Origin of the sequence: Burkholderia sola (assembly GCF_905400185.1) — a bacterium.
GTDB classification, from domain to species: Bacteria; Pseudomonadota; Gammaproteobacteria; order Burkholderiales; family Burkholderiaceae; genus Burkholderia; species Burkholderia sola.
This window is the reverse complement of record NZ_FR989676.1, coordinates 2,185,089-2,199,789: the sequence shown is the minus strand read 5'-3', so window position 1 is coordinate 2,199,789 and position 14,701 is coordinate 2,185,089. Positions and strand designations below refer to the sequence as shown.

The window sequence follows — 14,701 nt, the reverse complement described above, 5'->3', positions numbered from 1 at the left end:
CGGCCGCGCGACCGTCGGCCGGCGCGCTCAATATACGACGACCGGCGCGGGCCGGTAATACACCGGACGGGCCGGCACCACGACGCAGCCGGCCAGCACGAGGGCCGCGGCCGCCAGTATCACGATGGTTCGAAAAAGCATCGCTTCGACTCATGAGGTTGCATGAAGAATCCGCCGCGCGCGCATCGCTTCGACGCGCGGCGGCGTGCACGTCAGGGCCCGTCAGGCCCAGTGGCCCGGCACCCAGCGCCAGGCCGGGCCGCGCGCCGCCCAATGCCCGGGCACCCAGTGGTAACCGACCCGCACGATCTGCCAGTGGCCCGGAATCCACACGTAACGGCCCTGCCGCCAGTGCCAGTGCCCTTGGTCCCAGACGTAGCCCGCCCGGGGCGCCGGCATCACTTCGACGCGCGGCGGCGGCGGCGCAAAAGGCGCGACGATGACGGCCTGCGCGAATACGGCGGACGTCGCGAACGCAGCCATGCAGCCGGCAGCCCATCGCAATGGAACAGAAAGTTTCATGAAAGACTCCGAAGTAATGGCATTGACCGGAAGCGGTCGTTCATGCGTTAAACGGAGCAGGCGGGAGAAATCCGTCGCGACATCGGCGAATAATTTTCACGGAGGCCGCGCGGCGCGGGGCCCTATGTATCGGCCAGCGCACACGCCGGGTTGCGAACTGTCACAACGCGGCAAAACTGCCCTTCGACAATGCATGCGACCGGGATCCCGCTCGTTTCCGGCCCACGCCCCGGCCGCGCTCGCGCATGGCCGTGCGGCTCCCCTCTCGCGTCCCATCAACGAACACACCGACCATGTCGAACCAGGACACCTCCCCTGATCAGCCGAACGAGCCGGCCGCTTCCGTGTCGCGTCGCGGCTTCCTGAAACTCGCGGGCGTCTCCGGCCTCGCCACCGCCGCCGGCGGGCTCGCGGCCGCCCGCGCTGCCGCGTCGAATCCGGACGGCACGCCCGAACAGGTTCACCTGACGTGGGGCAACGACCCGACGTCCGAAGTCGTGATCTCGTGGGCATCGCTCGCCGCGGCCGTCAATCCGCGCGCGCGCATCGTCGCCGACGGCGAGCCGCCGCGCACCGTGCACGGCGTCCAGCGCCTGTACACCGACGGCCTGAACGGTGAGACCGTGTTTGCGTATCACGCGCGCGTGCACGGGCTGAAGCCCGACACACGCTACCGCTACGAAATCACGGCCGACAACGACAGCAACGCCGCACAGCCGTTCTCCGCGAATTTTTCGACCGCGCCGCGCGGCCGGGCGCCGTTCCGTTTCACGAGCTACGGCGATCTCGCGACGCCGAACGGTGCGTGGGTCCTGTCGTCGCCGCAGAGCCGCTTCGCGGTGCAGGCCGTCGAGCAGTTCCAGCCGCTGTTTCACCTGCTGAACGGCGACCTCTGCTACGCGAACCTGAACCCCGCGCACCAGCCCGAGGTGTGGCGCGATTTCGGCAACAACAACCAGACGTCGGCCGCGAATCGCCCGTGGATGCCGTGCCCCGGCAATCACGAGATCGAGTTCAACAACGGCCCGCAAGGGCTCGACTCGTACCTCGCACGCTATACGCTGCCGGAAAACGGCACGCATTTCCCGGGCCGCTGGTACAGCTTCCGCGTGAGCTCCGTGCTGTTCGTGTCGCTCGACGCAGACGACGTCGTGTACCAGGATGCCGCCGCGTTCGTCGGCGGCCCCGCGCCGCTCGTGCCGGCCGCGAGCACCGGCCGACCGCCGATCGAGCCCGGCACGTCGTTCTACGTGCGCGGCTACAGCAACGGCGAGCAGACGCGCTGGCTCGAACGCACGCTGCGCCATGCCGCGCATGACGACGACATCGACTGGATCGTCGTGCAGATGCACCAGGACGCGCTCAGTTCGTCGAAGACGGGCAACGGGTCCGACAAGGGCATTCGCGAAGCGTGGCTGCCACTGTTCGACCGTTACGGCGTCGATCTCGTGCTGTGCGGCCACGATCACGACTACGAGCGCAGCTACCCGGTGCGCGGCTGCAATCACCGCGCGGGCGTCGACGCGAAGACCGGCGAAGTGGTCGAGACGCTGCAGCCGCGCCCGGTCGGCTCGAACGATCCCGACCGCACGAAGTTCGACACGAGCCACGGCACGATCCACCTGATCCTCGGCGGCGGCGGCACCAGCGCGCCGCTCGACGTGTACGGCGAAAACCCGTCGACCGGCTTTGCGCAGGCGAAGGTATTCACGAAGCCGAACCGGCCGGTGCCGGGCACCGCGCCGAACACGTTCGTGCGCCAGCCGGCCGATGCGCTCGAGGATGCGATCTGGTCCGCACGCCGCGATACGGGCACCGGCTACGGGATCGCGGTGTTCGATCACGATCCGGGCAAGCCGGGCGGCCACACGACGATCACGATGCGCTACTACCACGCGCCGGGCGCCGACCAGCACCCGACCGCGCAATACGAGCTGTTCGAGACGATCGAGCTGAGCAAGAAGCGGCGCGAGCGGTGATCGACGCATCGGGCGCCCGCTGCGGTGGGCGCCCGATGCGTTACAGTCGACGGACGGGAAGCACGGCGCGGGTTAGACTGCCCGCCTCGCACACCGGTCCACGCAGATGAGTTTCGAATACCGCATTCACACGCCCCCTTCGGCCGACGCATTCGACGCCATCGCCAATGTGCTGCGACAAGCGCATGGCGACGTCGACATCGACATCGACGTCGATCCACACGAACGACGGCTTGAAATTCGCGATGCGGCCAACGGCTGGCCGCTCATCGATCTGTCGATCGAAGCAGCCGGTTTCCTCCTTGTCACGACGCTGGGCCCGACGCGGAACGCGATGCTCGATTCGATCGGACGTGCGCTGTCGGAAATCGGTGCACCGTGGCGTATCGACGACGCGTGATCGGCTCGCACGACCGAATCGACCGGACACGCCGGTCCGGCTGAATCGCCGCGACGGCTGCGCCCCCGTAAAATGCGCGCTTCCGGCGAAATCTCCGTTTTGTATCGCTGCTCGCGATGACGGCATGCGCGAGCCGACCCGAATCATCCGAAATCGAATCAGCATGTTGAAACAGGCAGCAAACATCAAACGCAAGAACAACGCAACGCTCGTCGGGCTCGGCGCGGTGCTGTTATGGGCGTCGGTGGTCGCGCTCGTGCGCGGGGTCAGCGAAAACCTCGGCGCGACCGGCGGCGCGGCGATGATCTATACGGTGGCGTCCGTGCTTCTGCTGTTTTCGATCGGCTTCCCCGACCTGAGCCGGTTCCCGAAAAACTATCTGCTGTGGGGCGGGCTGCTGTTCGTGTCGTACGAGGTGTGCCTGTCGTTGTCGATCGGCTATGCGAGCAACGCTCGACAAGCGGTCGAAGTCGCGATGGTCAACTATCTGTGGCCGAGCCTCACGCTCGTCGCCGCCATCGTGTTCAACAAGCAGCGCGCGAACCTGCTGGTCGTGCCCGGCGTCCTGCTGTCGATGCTCGGCATCTGCTGGGTGCTCGGCGGCGACCAGGGGCTCGATCCGGCCGGCATGCTGCGCAACGTCGCGGACAATCCGCTGAGCTACGGGCTGGCGTTCTTCGGCGCGCTGATCTGGGCCGCCTATTGCACGGTGACCGCGCGCATCGCCGACGGCAAGAACGGCGTGACGCCGTTCTTCATGCTGGTCGCCGCGGTGCTCTGGATCAAGTTCGCGATCGAAGGCGGTGGCGGCATGACGTTCAGTTTGCGTGCGGTCGCGTATCTCGTGCTGGCGGCGTCGGCACTCGGCTTCGGCTATGCGGCCTGGAACACCGGCATCATGCACGGCAACGTGACGGTCATCGTCGGCGCATCGTACTTCACGCCGGTGCTCGCCGCCGCCCTCGCCGCGACGCTGTTGCACGCGCCGCTGTCGGCGGAATTCTGGCAAGGCGCGTCGATGGTGTGCGGCGGCTCGATCCTTTGCTGGCTCGCGACGCGCGGACGGCGTCGTGACACGACCGAGCCCGTGCCGATCGCCAAGGGAGCGAAGAGCAATTGCCAAGGGTGACGATGCCGGGTGCCGTCGACACAACGCCGGATCGCTGCCGGCGATTCCCGGAACCATTGATCGACGCGCGCTAGCTTCACGATTCCAGCGCGATCCGCACGGCCAGCCCGGCCAGCACCGTGCCCATCAGCCAGCGCTGAACCGCCGCCCAGCGCGGCCGTCCCGCGAGAAAACCCGCGATCGAACCGGCCGCGCACGCGATCAGCGCGTTGACGCTGACGCTCACCGCGATCTGCACGCAGCCGAGCGCCAGCGATTGCGCGAGCACGCTGCCGTGCCCCCGCACGATGAACTGCGGCAGCAACGACAGATACATCACCGCGATCTTCGGGTTCGCGAGGTTCGTGACGAAGCCCATGATGAACAGCCTGACGCGACTGTCGTGCGGCAACTGCCGGACCTGGAACGCGGAGCGCCCGCCCGGCTTCAGCGCCTGCCATGCGAGGTAGGCCAGATACAGCGCGCCGGCCGCGCGCAGCGCATCGTACGCATACGGCACGGTCATCAGCAGCGCGGTGATGCCCACTGCCGCGCACACCATGTAGAACACGAATCCCAGCGCGACACCGCCGAGCGAGACCAGCCCGGCGCGGCGGCCCTGGCAGATCGAGCGCGACACCAGATAGATCATGTTCGGTCCGGGCGTCAGCGCCATGCCGAGCGACACGAGTCCGAACGCAAACAGGATGGGCGGGGCCGGCACGGCACACTCCTTCGGGATCGATGACGAGGTAGGAACAATGTATTGCATCCCGGCCATCGTCAGCATGAATAAACTGCACGTCGCCCATGAGCGCCGTTCATCGCGTTCGCCGCTCGCTATTTGCCCTTTTTCGCGCGCGTCCGGATCGTCTTTTCGGCCTTCGGACGCTGCGCGTCGACGAGCCGCACGAACTCATCGGCAACCGCATTGCCGGCGGTATTCCACGCCAGTCGCACGGAGCGATGCAGCCGTGGCGACAGCGCCAGCACGCGGCCGCCGAACGGCGTGTACGTGAGCGTGATGCGCGGCACGATCGACACGCCCATGCCGGCCTCCGCCATCGACAGGATCGTGCGCATCTCGACGACGTTGAACGCGGCCCGAAGCGGCACGCCGCCGCGCGCGAAGTAATCCGCGATCACCGGCCCGCACCCCGCCTTCGAGAAAATGAACGGCGCCGCGGCCAGTTGCCTGGCCGACACGCTCTTGCGGCTCGCGAACAGATCGTCTGCCGCGACCGCGACGAAATCCTCGTCGAGCAGCGGCAGGTGGTGCGCGAACGTCTTCGTGCCGGCCACCACGCCGACGTCGGCCGTCCCGTCGTCGATCCACCCTTCGACTTCGCTGTCCGTCCCTTCGAGCAGCACCGCCGATACACCCGGGTGCATGTCCTTCAACGCCTCGAGCGCGGGCACGACGAACGCCAGCGACACGCTGGGCAGCGATGCGACCACCAGTTTCCCTTCGAGCTTGCCGCGCGACAGGCTGAACTGCTGGCGCAGCAGTTGCGCTTCCCGCACCACGCTCTGGACATACGGCCACAGGCGTTCGCCGGCCGCCGTCAGGACGACCGGTTGCCGGTCGCGCCAGAGCAGCTTGACCTGCGTGATGTCCTCCAGCTCCGTCAGCGCGTGGCTGATCGCGGATTGACTGCGGCTGAGCCGGTCTGCCGCGGCCGTCAGCGAGCCGAGTTCGACCACGGCGGCCAGGGCCTGCAACTGGGCAAGCGTCATCGGATTTCCTTTCGTTCGGGGATATGCACGCCGCGCATGAGGCGGCCAGTTCTGTTGAATTATATTGAACCGGTTCGATGGTCATACGTCGGGCGCGAGCGGGATCGCACACGGGTTCCGAAAGCTGCGACGCGCCTGTACCGCGGGCCGTCGACCGCCCAGCGCGTCATCCGGCCGGCGCCACGCCCTGCTCCATTCCCGAAGACGCGTTAGACTATTCGGATGGAACAATGTCGTTATTGCCAGAGAATCCGCGATGAATGGGATTGCCACGGCGACGAATGCCGCCGCGCGATCGCCAAGGCGCTGCGCCGACAGCGCGCGGGCCTGCCGATGGTGCCCGATCGCATCCGCAACGAGTTGCCGTCCGGCGCGCCGACCCAGCAGGTAATCGCCGTCCTGTCGCGCCAGCGCCTGCGCGCGCGCCGCGGTAACGAGGAACGTCGCGAGCGCAAGGAAATCGACGACGACGGGGTCTGATCCGGCAGCGCTGTCGCCCTGCGGTTCCACCGTGAGCTCTTCGCCCCGTCGTTTACCGTCCGGCGCGGGCCCCAGCCCCCGCCCCCACTTCTCCCGCGATTGCTTGCCATTCTCGCAATACAGCATGGGGACGGATCGCGTTTGCGTCGAATTATTACCCGTAAAGCAACGATCTTTCGCTGAAAGTCACGTTTACCCTAGGTGAGCCGACGCCTACGATGTAATCAACCGCTGACGACATGGTGTCGAACGCGGAAAGCCAATAAACATCGGAGGTCATCATGAAATCGCTCGTTTCCGCAGTCGTTGCCGCCGTCGCCCTGTCCGCCTCGTTCGGCGCATTCGCGCAAAGCACCGTGACCCGCGCCCAAGTGCGCAACGAACTGGTCCAGCTCGAAAAGGCCGGCTACAAGCCCAGCCAGGCGAGCCCGCACTACCCGGCCGACCTCGAGGCCGCGCAAGCCCGCGTGCAGGGCATCGACAACAGCGGCTTCGGTGCGCAGCCCGCCGCGACCGTCGAAGGCGGCGCACCGGTCGGCCGCGCACACAGCCCGCGCGACTCGGTCTACTTCGGCCACTAAGCGTGCCGCTGCGCGCCTTGCGCGTGCAGCCCGCGCCCGTGACGAGCCCGTCCCGCGACGGGCTCGTCGCGTTTCGCCCCGCCGTCAGCCGCTGCTGCTCGATGCGGCACGGTCGGTCCCGTCGGGCACGCCGCCGCGGACCAGATCCTGATAGCGCACGCACACGCACTGCGTGGAGGCCTTCGCCGCGTACATCGCCGCGTCGGCCTTGACGAGCAGCTCCTCGGCCGATGCGCCGTCCGCGGGAAACTCGCTGACGCCGATGCTCGCGCCGACGGCCATGCGCCCTTCGTCGAACTCCAGCTCCTCGGCCATCACGATCTGGATGCGCGTCGCGACATCGCCGATCACCGCCGGTGAATGCACGTCCGAAATCAGCACGATGAATTCGTCGCCGCCGAGCCGTGCAGCCATGTCGTCGCCGCGCAGCACCTGGCTCAACCGCTTCGCGACCGCGACGAGCGTGCGATCGCCGGCCGAGTGGCCGTGCTGGTCGTTGATCTGCTTGAAGCGATCGAGATCGACGAACATCACCGCCAGCCCCTCGCGCGCCGCGGCCGCATGCCGGATCGCCGCATCGAGATGCTCCATGAACAGCAGGCGGTTCGGCAGGCCGGTCAGCGGGTCGTGACCGGCGAGATGCGTGAGCTCCTGCTGCTTCGCGCGCAGCATCGCCATTTGCGTGCGGATCTCGACGCGCATGCTGTCGAAACAACGCGCGAGCACGCCGATCTCGTCGGCCCGCGCGACCGGCAGCCGTTCGGCAGCCGAATCGTCGAACACGTGCGTCGCCGCGCGCGCGAGCGCCTGCAGCGGCCGCGTGATCGCACGCGCGAACAGGATCGCGAGAATCACCGCCAGCACGCTCGACACGAGCACCATCCTGACGATCCGTTCGCCCAGCATGCCGTCCGGCGCGAGCACGTCGGCCAGCGGGCGCGCCATCCCGAGCACGACTAAGCGGCTGCCCTCGTCGTGCCCGAACGGCGTGCGCACGAACGCGAACATCTGGCCCGGCGCCTGATCGGGCTGCGCGAGTCCATTGAGCGTCACGTTCGTGCGCCCGCCGTCGAACAGCACGCGCGTGACGGCAAAACGGTCCTGCATCAGCACGCGCCGGCCGCGATCGAAACCGAACGCCTGTTCCGGATCGGGATGCACGAGAAAATCGCCCCACTCGTTCGCGAGATAGACCGCATAGTCGTCCGGCAGATCGCGTTCGATCCGGTCGAACACCCGGGAAAGTTCGACATCGACGACGAGCGCGCCGACCGTCTGGCCCGACGCGTCGACCACCGGCGTCCCGACGCGCAGGATCGGCAGCCCTTGCGCCGCATGAGATCCCGTCTCGTGATTGATCACGATCGGCGACAGGTAGATATGGCCGGGCGCCGTCGCGAGCGTATCGAATACGTAGGAGAACTGCCCTTTCTCCTGAAACGCGCTTTCGGGCAGCACGACGATGCCGCGCGCATCGCGATCCACGTGAATGCGTTCGATCCCGAAATGCCCGCTTGCGATCAGGCGGATCTGCAAGTATTCCGCATGATTTCTCATGAAGCTGTAATACACCTGCTCGAGCCGCATGCGTCGCGCGTTGTCCGCATTGTCGCCGCCCGCGACGGCCGCGGACGACGGCAACTGCGCGAGCACGAGCGCGTCGTCCGCAACGTCGGCGAGCGCGGTCGTGAAGCGCTGCCCGAGCAGTTGCGTCGACATCAGCAGACTGTGCTGCGCTTCCTGCACGAGCATCGCGCGGTTGGCGCGATACGCGTAGTAGCCGGTCGTGCCCGACGCGATCACGCCGATGCACGCGAACAGCACCGACAGCTTCGACGTGAGCCCGAGCCGGATCATTTTGCGAACCGCTCCGGCCGATCGCCCGACACGATGCGGCTCCACAGCGACTCGCGGCGCGCGATGTCCTCCACGGGCTGAAGCCACACGAGATGCTGGCGCCCGGTATCCAGGCCGCGCGGCTCGAGCGTGTTCGCGAGCCCCTGACGCTCGGTCAGCAGCGTGCCGATCGCCGGTTCGAGCATGTAGTTGATCCACGCGAAGGCAAGCTCCGGCCGTCGCGCGCCTCGCGTGACGGCCCAGCAATCGAGCCACGCGAGCGCGCCTTCGTCCGGGATCACGTAGCCGACGTCCGCGCCGGCGCGACGCAACTGCTCGACCTGCTGCGTGCCGTAGTTGCCGAACATCAGCGCCGCGCGATGCTGGATGAACAGCGCGGTCGCTTCCTCGGGAAGCGTGTAGTACGTCAGCAGGTTGCGGCGCAAGTCGATCAGCTTGCGGGCCACGGCAAGCGTCTGCGCGGGCGACAGGCGGAACGGATCGGGATAGCCGAGCGCCAGCGCCGTGAACGAGAAATTGTGCTGCGCGCTGTTGAAGTCGAGCACCTTGCCGCGATAGCGCGGGTTCCACAACTCGCGCATCGAGCGCGGCGCGGCCGGCACCTGCTTGCGGTCGTAGATCAGTCCCATCGACGAATACGTGAACGGGATCGCGTAGGACGCGCCGTCCTGCACGAGGCCGCCGATCGTCGCGAGCTGCTGGAAATTCGGCAATTGCCGCCGCCGGTTCGGGATATGCGTCAGGTCGATCGGCGCGAGCAGGCGTTCATGCGCATAGCGCTGGATCTCGGCCGTGTTCGCGGCCAGCACGTCGTATGGCGGCGGCGACGCGCTGTGCATCCGCGTCCACAGCGCTTCGTCGGAATCGACCAGCGTCACTTCGACACGCACATGAAACTGCGTCTCGAATGCGCTGACGATATCGCTATCCGCGTAACCGGGCCAGGCCAGCACGCGCAGCACGTTGTCGTTGACGGTTTCGGGAGAGACGGCGAAGGCCGGCAGAGCGGGCGCGAGCCAGCCCAGCATCGATATGACGAGCAGCATGCGCACGGCGCCGCGGGCGCGCGCGCATGCGCCGATTCCCCTGATCAATCGGACCCCGCGTGAATCGCCCGCCTGCATCCGACTGTCCTTTTTTGAGTCGATGCGATATCCCGCAACGAGACCATAAAACGCAGGGTCACGCAATCGGAACAAGCCGCACATCGCGCATATTCGCGGGCCTCACGGCCGAACGTCCCCCAATTACAGGGGCCCGTGTGGGGGTCGCGCCGACGCCCGCGCACGTCGCATCGCGCGGCGGCATCCGGAACTGCGCGGGCAATTTCGCGGGCATCTTCATCACGACCTTCACCGACGTGATGCTGTCGATCGCGACAGGCTCGTTCGTGGCGCCGCTCGCGGTGGCCGGCGGGCTGTGCGTCGTCGTGGTCGGCAAGGTCGAGCCGGTGCCGCCGCCGCCGCGCGGCAGCGGCGGGCCGATTGCCGAGCCGAACGCGGCCTGACGCAGCGGGACGGCGCGGCCGACACACCCGCGCCTTTCCTTTTCAGGCCGCGCATCGGACAATGTGCCGCGCCCGCCGGCGCGGCGCCGCTCCGGCCCGCGCACGGCGACGACGCGCTCCGCCCACGCCGATGAAACGCTACGAAACCCTCGCCCATACGATCGCCGACGACATCCGCAACGGCAACCTTGCAGTCGGCACGCGCCTGCCGTCGCTGCGGCAGATCATCGCGCAGCATGGCGTCAGCCAGTCGACGGTGTTTCGCGCGTACTACCTGCTCGAACAGTGGGGACTGATCCGCGCGCGCGAACGCTCGGGCTACTACGTCGCGCCGGGCGCCCAGCCGGCCGCGAGCCCGACGACGAAACGCCGCGCGAGCCGCGCCGGCGTCACGCGCAAGGTCGACATCAGCAGCCTCGTGTTCTCCGTGCTCGATGCGGCCACGCAGCCCGGCATCGTGCCGCTCGGCTCCGCATTCCCGGCGCCGCAGCTGTTTCCGCTGCCGCGCCTGGCGAAGTCGCTCGCGCAGGCCACGCGGCTCGTGAGCCCGTGGAGCACGGTCGTCGACCTGCCGCCCGGCAACGAGGCGCTGCGCCAGCAGATCGCGCGGCGCTATCTCGCGACCGGCATCTCGCAGCCGATCGACGAAATCGTCGTCACGAACGGCGCGCTCGAAGCACTGAACCTGTGCCTGATGGCGGTGACGCGCCCCGGCGACGTCGTCGCCGTCGAAGCACCGGGCTTCTATGCGGCGTTGCAGGCAATCGAGCGGCTCGACCTGCGCGCGGTCGAGATTCCCGTCGATCCGCGCACGGGCCTCGATCTCGATGCGCTCGCGAACGCGCTCGACCGGCACGACATCCGCGCGTGCTGGTTCATGACCAATTTCCAGAACCCGACCGGCGTCACGCTGACCGCCGAAAAAAAGCGCGCGCTCGTCGAATTGCTCGCGGCGCGCAACGTGCCGCTGATCGAGGACGACGTGTACGGCGAACTGCATTTCGGCCCGGACTATCCGCTGCCCGCCCGCGCGTTCGACCGTCATGGCCTCGTGATGCACTGCAGTTCGTTCTCGAAAACGCTCGCGCCCGGCTACCGGATCGGCTGGGCCGCCGCGGGCCGGTTCGCGGAGAAGGTGCAGCGGCTCAAGCTGATGACGACGCTGTCGGCCAGCATTCCCGCGCAGGCCGGCATCGCGAACTATCTGGAGCACGGCGGCTACGACCGGCACCTGCGCAAGCTGCGCGGCGCGCTGCACACGCAGCTCGACCGGATGGACGACGCGCTGCGGCGCTGGCTGCCGGCCGGCGTCGAATGGGTGCGGCCCGACGGCGGGTATTTCCTGTGGCTCGCGTTTCCCGACGCGATCGACGCGATGGAGCTGCATCGCCAGGCGATCGCACGCGGTATCAGCTTCGCACCGGGCCCGCTGTTTTCGGCCGCGCACGGCTTCGAGCGCTGCGTACGCGTGAACTTCGGCCATCCGTGGAGCCGCGACATCGAGCGCGCGATCCGCGTGCTCGGCGAACTGGTCGCGCAGCCGTCGGTCCGCAAGGCAGGCTGATCGCGCAACGCGCGCTGCGCCGGCCGCGTCACGGCCATGCAGACGATCCGTACGCGGGTTACATTGCAGGTCCCGCCGCCCTTTCCCGATTGCCCATGAGCCAATTGCCTTACCTCGATCACGACGCGCTGCTGAAACTGACGGCCGAAGCGGCGCACGTCACGCTGCCGTGCACGTGCACGAAGACCTCGCTCGCCGGCTGGACGACCCTGCCGCTGTCGCTGCCGGACACCCAACTGATCGAAGTGGCCACGCTCATCCCGCCGGGCGAACCCGAGCCGACCTACGCGGAATATCATCCGGCCGGCACGCGCTACGCGTCGGACGACGCGCCGATCGCGCCGCGCCATTTCCCGTACAACCGCTGCGCCGTCAGCCGCTGTCGCGCGTGCGGCCGCCTGTTCCTGCGCTACCAGGAAGGCGGCGGCTACTTCATCGACCAGCGCATTCGCGCGCTCGATCCGGCGCTCGTCGTCGACGCATGACCTCGGCCACGGGCATGCGCGCATGCCCGGCCCACGCCGGCGCCCCGCCGGCCATCTGCTGCGCCTTTTTTGTTCCGATCTGCTGCTTGTCGCGCCGCATCGCGTTCCCTACGCTGTCTTCCGTTGCCTGACATCCGTCGCAACGCCTTCCCGCGCCGCGCGCCATTCGCCGTGGCGCCTCTCGCGTATCACGTCATGTATCGATATACCGATTTCGACCGGGCGCTCGTGCACAGCCGCGCCGCCCAGTTCCGCGACCAGCTCGAACGCTGGCAGCAAGGCACGCTCGGCGAGGACGCGTTCCGGCCGCTGCGCCTGCAGAACGGCTGGTACGTGCAGCGCCACGCGCCGATGCTGCGCGTCGCGGTGCCGTACGGCGAGTTGTCGAGCGCGCAGCTTCGCATGCTCGCGCGGATCGCGCGCGACTACGACGTACCCGACGACGCCACCTACCGCGCCGCGTGCGACGCCCAGGCGTTGCTCGGCACGTTGCGCCTGCCGACCCGCAGCGCGCACTTCACGACGCGCACCAACGTGCAGTTCAACTGGATTCCGCTTGCGAAGGCGGCCGACGTGATGGACCTGCTCGCGACCGTCGACATGCACGGCATCCAGACGAGCGGCAATTGCATCCGCAACATTTCGTGCGACGAACGCGCGGGCGTCGCGCCGGACGAGATCGCCGATCCGCGCCCGTTCGCCGAAGTGATGCGCCAGTGGACGACGCTGCATCCGGAATTCGCGTTCCTGCCGCGCAAGTTCAAGATCGCGATCACGGGCGCGACCGAAGACCGCGCGGCGACCGACTGGCACGACGTCGGGCTGAAGCTCGTGCGCGACGACGCGGGCGCGCTCGGCTTTCGCGTGAGCGTGGGCGGCGGGATGGGCCGCACGCCGACGATCGCGATGCTGCTGCGCGCGTTCCTGCCGTGGGAGCACGTGATGAACTACATCGAGGCGATCGTCCGCGTGTACAACCGCTACGGGCGGCGCGACAACAAGTACAAGGCGCGGATCAAGATCCTCGTGAAGACCGAAGGGCAACGCTACATCGACGACGTCGAGGAAGAGTTCCGCCAGATCGTCGTCCACGACGGCGGCCCGCACACGATCCCGCAGGCCGAATTCGATCGCGTCGCCGCGTCGTTCGTCCCGCCGCGGTTGAAGCCGCGCACGCTCGACCTCGCGGACGCCAACGCGCGCGTGTCCGCGCAGGCGAGCCGTCATCCGGCGTTCGCGCGCTGGCTCGCCCGCAATGTCGCCGATCATCGCGACCCGGCACTGCGCATCGTCACGCTGTCGTTCAAGCGCCGCCTGCAGGCGCCCGGCGACGCGTCGCCGGACCAGCTCGATGCGCTCGCCGATCTCGCCGACCGCTTCTCGGCCGGCGAGGCGCGCGTCACGCACACGCAGAACGTCGTGCTGCCGTGGGTACACGTCGACGACCTGTTCCTGCTGTGGGAAAACGCCCGCGCGATCGGGCTCGCGAGCGCGAATGTCGGGCTGCTGACCGACATGATCGCGTGTCCGGGCGGCGATTTCTGCGCGCTCGCGAACGCCCGCTCGATTCCGGTCGCCGACGCGATCGCCGAGCGCTTCGACGATCTCGACCTGCTGCACGACATCGGCGACATCGACCTGCACATCAGCGGCTGCATCAACTCGTGCGGCCATCATCACAGCGGCCACCTCGGCATCCTCGGCGTCGACAAGGACGGCGCGGAGTGGTACCAGGTCACGCTCGGCGGGTCGGACGGCTCGATCGCAAGCGGCCCCGCGCGGCCGGGCAAGGTGATCGGCCCGTCGTTTTCGGCGGACGAGATCGTCGACGTCGTCGACGCGATCGTCAACGCGTATCTCGACGCGCGCGTCGACGCGAACGGCCGCTGCGAACGATTCATCGACACGGTGCGCCGCGTCGGAACGGAGCCGTTCAAGGCCGCCGCGAACGCCGCGCGTCATCAGGAAGAACCCGTATGAACCACGAGATCGCGAACGCAAACGAACGCATCCGGCTGCTGACGCCGGCCGACCATGCCGACGATACAGAGCAGCACGGCGCGACGACGCTGACGATCGGCAACGACGAGGCACTGCCGCCGCTCGCCGCGCGCATCGCGCAGGCCGAGCGCATCGACCTGCAGTTTCCGTCGTTCACCGACGGCCGCGCATACAGCCAGGCCTACCTGCTGCGCAAGCGCTACGGCTTCGCCGGCGACCTGCGCGCAACCGGCGACGTCCTGGTCGACCAGTTGCTGCTGATGGAACGCACGGGGTTTTCGAGCGCGGTGCTCGGCGACGACACCGACCTCACGGCCGCACGGCGGCAGCTCGACCGGTTTCCGGGCTTCTATCAGCGCGATGCGAGAACGACGATGCCGCCGCAGGACGCGGCAGCGCAGCCCGGAAAATGAAACGGGCGGCTCGCTGGCCGCCCGTACGATGAACCGGAAGCAAAACCGGCCGGCGCCCGCCGTCACG

Annotated in this window: 15 protein-coding genes; 10 read left to right on the top strand and 5 right to left on the bottom strand. The window is 68.0% G+C overall.

Going from position 1 to position 14,701, the window contains the following annotated elements; translation table 11 throughout:
* Positions 1-222: 222 nt before the first annotated feature.
* Entirely contained in the window at positions 223-522 is a 300-nt protein-coding gene (locus KR541_RS26280; protein ID WP_050012707.1) for a YXWGXW repeat-containing protein, read from the bottom strand.
* Between the two features lie 293 nt (positions 523-815).
* On the opposite strand from KR541_RS26280, the gene KR541_RS26275 reads away from it, so the two are divergent.
* The 3 genes from KR541_RS26275 (at position 816) to yddG (ending at position 4,030) form a co-directional block, all read left to right on the top strand.
* Complete coding sequence (locus tag KR541_RS26275; RefSeq protein ID WP_050012708.1) at positions 816-2,501, top strand: purple acid phosphatase family protein; 1,686 nt, start codon at positions 816-818, stop codon at positions 2,499-2,501.
* Positions 2,502-2,607: 106 nt separating this feature from the next.
* Entirely contained in the window at positions 2,608-2,901 is a 294-nt protein-coding gene (locus KR541_RS26270) for a hypothetical protein (RefSeq protein ID WP_050012709.1), read from the top strand.
* Positions 2,902-3,064: 163 nt separating this feature from the next.
* Positions 3,065-4,030 carry an aromatic amino acid DMT transporter YddG gene (gene yddG, locus KR541_RS26265; RefSeq protein WP_050012710.1) on the top strand — a complete coding sequence of 322 codons (966 nt, stop codon included), beginning with the start codon at positions 3,065-3,067 and terminating at the stop codon, positions 4,028-4,030.
* Positions 4,031-4,106: 76 nt separating this feature from the next.
* On the opposite strand, the gene KR541_RS26260 is transcribed toward yddG, so the two are convergent.
* Positions 4,107-4,733 (bottom strand): LysE family translocator, encoded by a 627-nt coding sequence (locus KR541_RS26260; protein ID WP_050012711.1) that lies wholly within the window; start codon positions 4,731-4,733, stop codon positions 4,107-4,109.
* Positions 4,734-4,849: 116 nt separating this feature from the next.
* Positions 4,850-5,746 (bottom strand): LysR family transcriptional regulator, encoded by an 897-nt coding sequence (locus KR541_RS26255; protein WP_050012712.1) that lies wholly within the window; start codon positions 5,744-5,746, stop codon positions 4,850-4,852.
* A 222-nt stretch (positions 5,747-5,968) separates the two neighbouring features.
* On the opposite strand from KR541_RS26255, the gene KR541_RS26250 reads away from it, so the two are divergent.
* Complete coding sequence (locus tag KR541_RS26250; RefSeq protein ID WP_006478949.1) at positions 5,969-6,226, top strand: hypothetical protein; 258 nt, start codon at positions 5,969-5,971, stop codon at positions 6,224-6,226.
* A 281-nt stretch (positions 6,227-6,507) separates the two neighbouring features.
* Positions 6,508-6,807 (top strand): DUF4148 domain-containing protein, encoded by a 300-nt coding sequence (locus KR541_RS26245; RefSeq protein WP_050012713.1) that lies wholly within the window; start codon positions 6,508-6,510, stop codon positions 6,805-6,807.
* Between the two features lie 84 nt (positions 6,808-6,891).
* On the opposite strand, the gene KR541_RS26240 is transcribed toward KR541_RS26245, so the two are convergent.
* Together KR541_RS26240 and KR541_RS26235 are read right to left on the bottom strand one after the other, a co-directional pair.
* Positions 6,892-8,664 carry a GGDEF domain-containing protein gene (locus KR541_RS26240; RefSeq protein ID WP_216089894.1) on the bottom strand — a complete coding sequence of 591 codons (1,773 nt, stop codon included), beginning with the start codon at positions 8,662-8,664 and terminating at the stop codon, positions 6,892-6,894.
* Positions 8,661-9,788: an extracellular solute-binding protein gene (locus KR541_RS26235; RefSeq protein ID WP_050012715.1), complete on the bottom strand. Its 1,128-nt coding sequence runs from the start codon at positions 9,786-9,788 to the stop codon at positions 8,661-8,663. The genes KR541_RS26240 and KR541_RS26235 overlap by 4 nt, the downstream gene beginning before the upstream one ends.
* Before the next feature lie 137 nt (positions 9,789-9,925).
* Between KR541_RS26235 and KR541_RS26230 the strand changes: the two genes are divergently transcribed.
* The 5 genes from KR541_RS26230 (at position 9,926) to KR541_RS26210 (ending at position 14,634) form a co-directional block, all read left to right on the top strand.
* Positions 9,926-10,171, top strand: a complete 246-nt coding sequence (locus KR541_RS26230) for a hypothetical protein (RefSeq protein WP_050012716.1) — start codon at positions 9,926-9,928, stop codon at positions 10,169-10,171.
* A 130-nt stretch (positions 10,172-10,301) separates the two neighbouring features.
* Complete coding sequence (locus KR541_RS26225) at positions 10,302-11,735, top strand: aminotransferase-like domain-containing protein (RefSeq protein ID WP_050012717.1); 1,434 nt, start codon at positions 10,302-10,304, stop codon at positions 11,733-11,735.
* Between the two features lie 95 nt (positions 11,736-11,830).
* On the top strand, positions 11,831-12,220 hold the full coding sequence (locus KR541_RS26220) for a hypothetical protein (protein WP_050012718.1): 390 nt from the start codon (positions 11,831-11,833) through the stop codon (positions 12,218-12,220).
* 195 nt (positions 12,221-12,415) lie between these two features.
* Positions 12,416-14,200, top strand: coding sequence for a nitrite/sulfite reductase (locus KR541_RS26215; protein ID WP_050012719.1), 1,785 nt, complete (start codon positions 12,416-12,418; stop codon positions 14,198-14,200).
* Positions 14,197-14,634 carry a DUF934 domain-containing protein gene (locus KR541_RS26210; protein ID WP_050012721.1) on the top strand — a complete coding sequence of 146 codons (438 nt, stop codon included), beginning with the start codon at positions 14,197-14,199 and terminating at the stop codon, positions 14,632-14,634. Before KR541_RS26215 ends, KR541_RS26210 begins: the two co-directional genes overlap by 4 nt.
* The last annotated feature ends 67 nt before the right edge of the window (positions 14,635-14,701 follow it).

What these genes read in the sequence shown, in the direction of transcription:
- KR541_RS26280 (WP_050012707.1), bottom strand. Translation starts at nt 522, where the DNA reads ATGAAACTTTCTGTTCCATTGCGATGGGCTGCCGGCTGCATGGCTGCG.
- KR541_RS26275 (WP_050012708.1), top strand. Translation starts at nt 816, where the DNA reads ATGTCGAACCAGGACACCTCCCCTGATCAGCCGAACGAGCCGGCCGCT.
- KR541_RS26270 (WP_050012709.1), top strand. Translation starts at nt 2,608, where the DNA reads ATGAGTTTCGAATACCGCATTCACACGCCCCCTTCGGCCGACGCATTC.
- yddG (WP_050012710.1), top strand. Translation starts at nt 3,065, where the DNA reads ATGTTGAAACAGGCAGCAAACATCAAACGCAAGAACAACGCAACGCTC.
- KR541_RS26255 (WP_050012712.1), bottom strand. Translation starts at nt 5,746, where the DNA reads ATGACGCTTGCCCAGTTGCAGGCCCTGGCCGCCGTGGTCGAACTCGGC.
- KR541_RS26250 (WP_006478949.1), top strand. Translation starts at nt 5,969, where the DNA reads ATGGAACAATGTCGTTATTGCCAGAGAATCCGCGATGAATGGGATTGC.
- KR541_RS26245 (WP_050012713.1), top strand. Translation starts at nt 6,508, where the DNA reads ATGAAATCGCTCGTTTCCGCAGTCGTTGCCGCCGTCGCCCTGTCCGCC.
- KR541_RS26240 (WP_216089894.1), bottom strand. Translation starts at nt 8,664, where the DNA reads ATGATCCGGCTCGGGCTCACGTCGAAGCTGTCGGTGCTGTTCGCGTGC.
- KR541_RS26235 (WP_050012715.1), bottom strand. Translation starts at nt 9,788, where the DNA reads ATGCAGGCGGGCGATTCACGCGGGGTCCGATTGATCAGGGGAATCGGC.
- KR541_RS26225 (WP_050012717.1), top strand. Translation starts at nt 10,302, where the DNA reads ATGAAACGCTACGAAACCCTCGCCCATACGATCGCCGACGACATCCGC.
- KR541_RS26220 (WP_050012718.1), top strand. Translation starts at nt 11,831, where the DNA reads ATGAGCCAATTGCCTTACCTCGATCACGACGCGCTGCTGAAACTGACG.
- KR541_RS26215 (WP_050012719.1), top strand. Translation starts at nt 12,416, where the DNA reads ATGTATCGATATACCGATTTCGACCGGGCGCTCGTGCACAGCCGCGCC.
- KR541_RS26210 (WP_050012721.1), top strand. Translation starts at nt 14,197, where the DNA reads ATGAACCACGAGATCGCGAACGCAAACGAACGCATCCGGCTGCTGACG.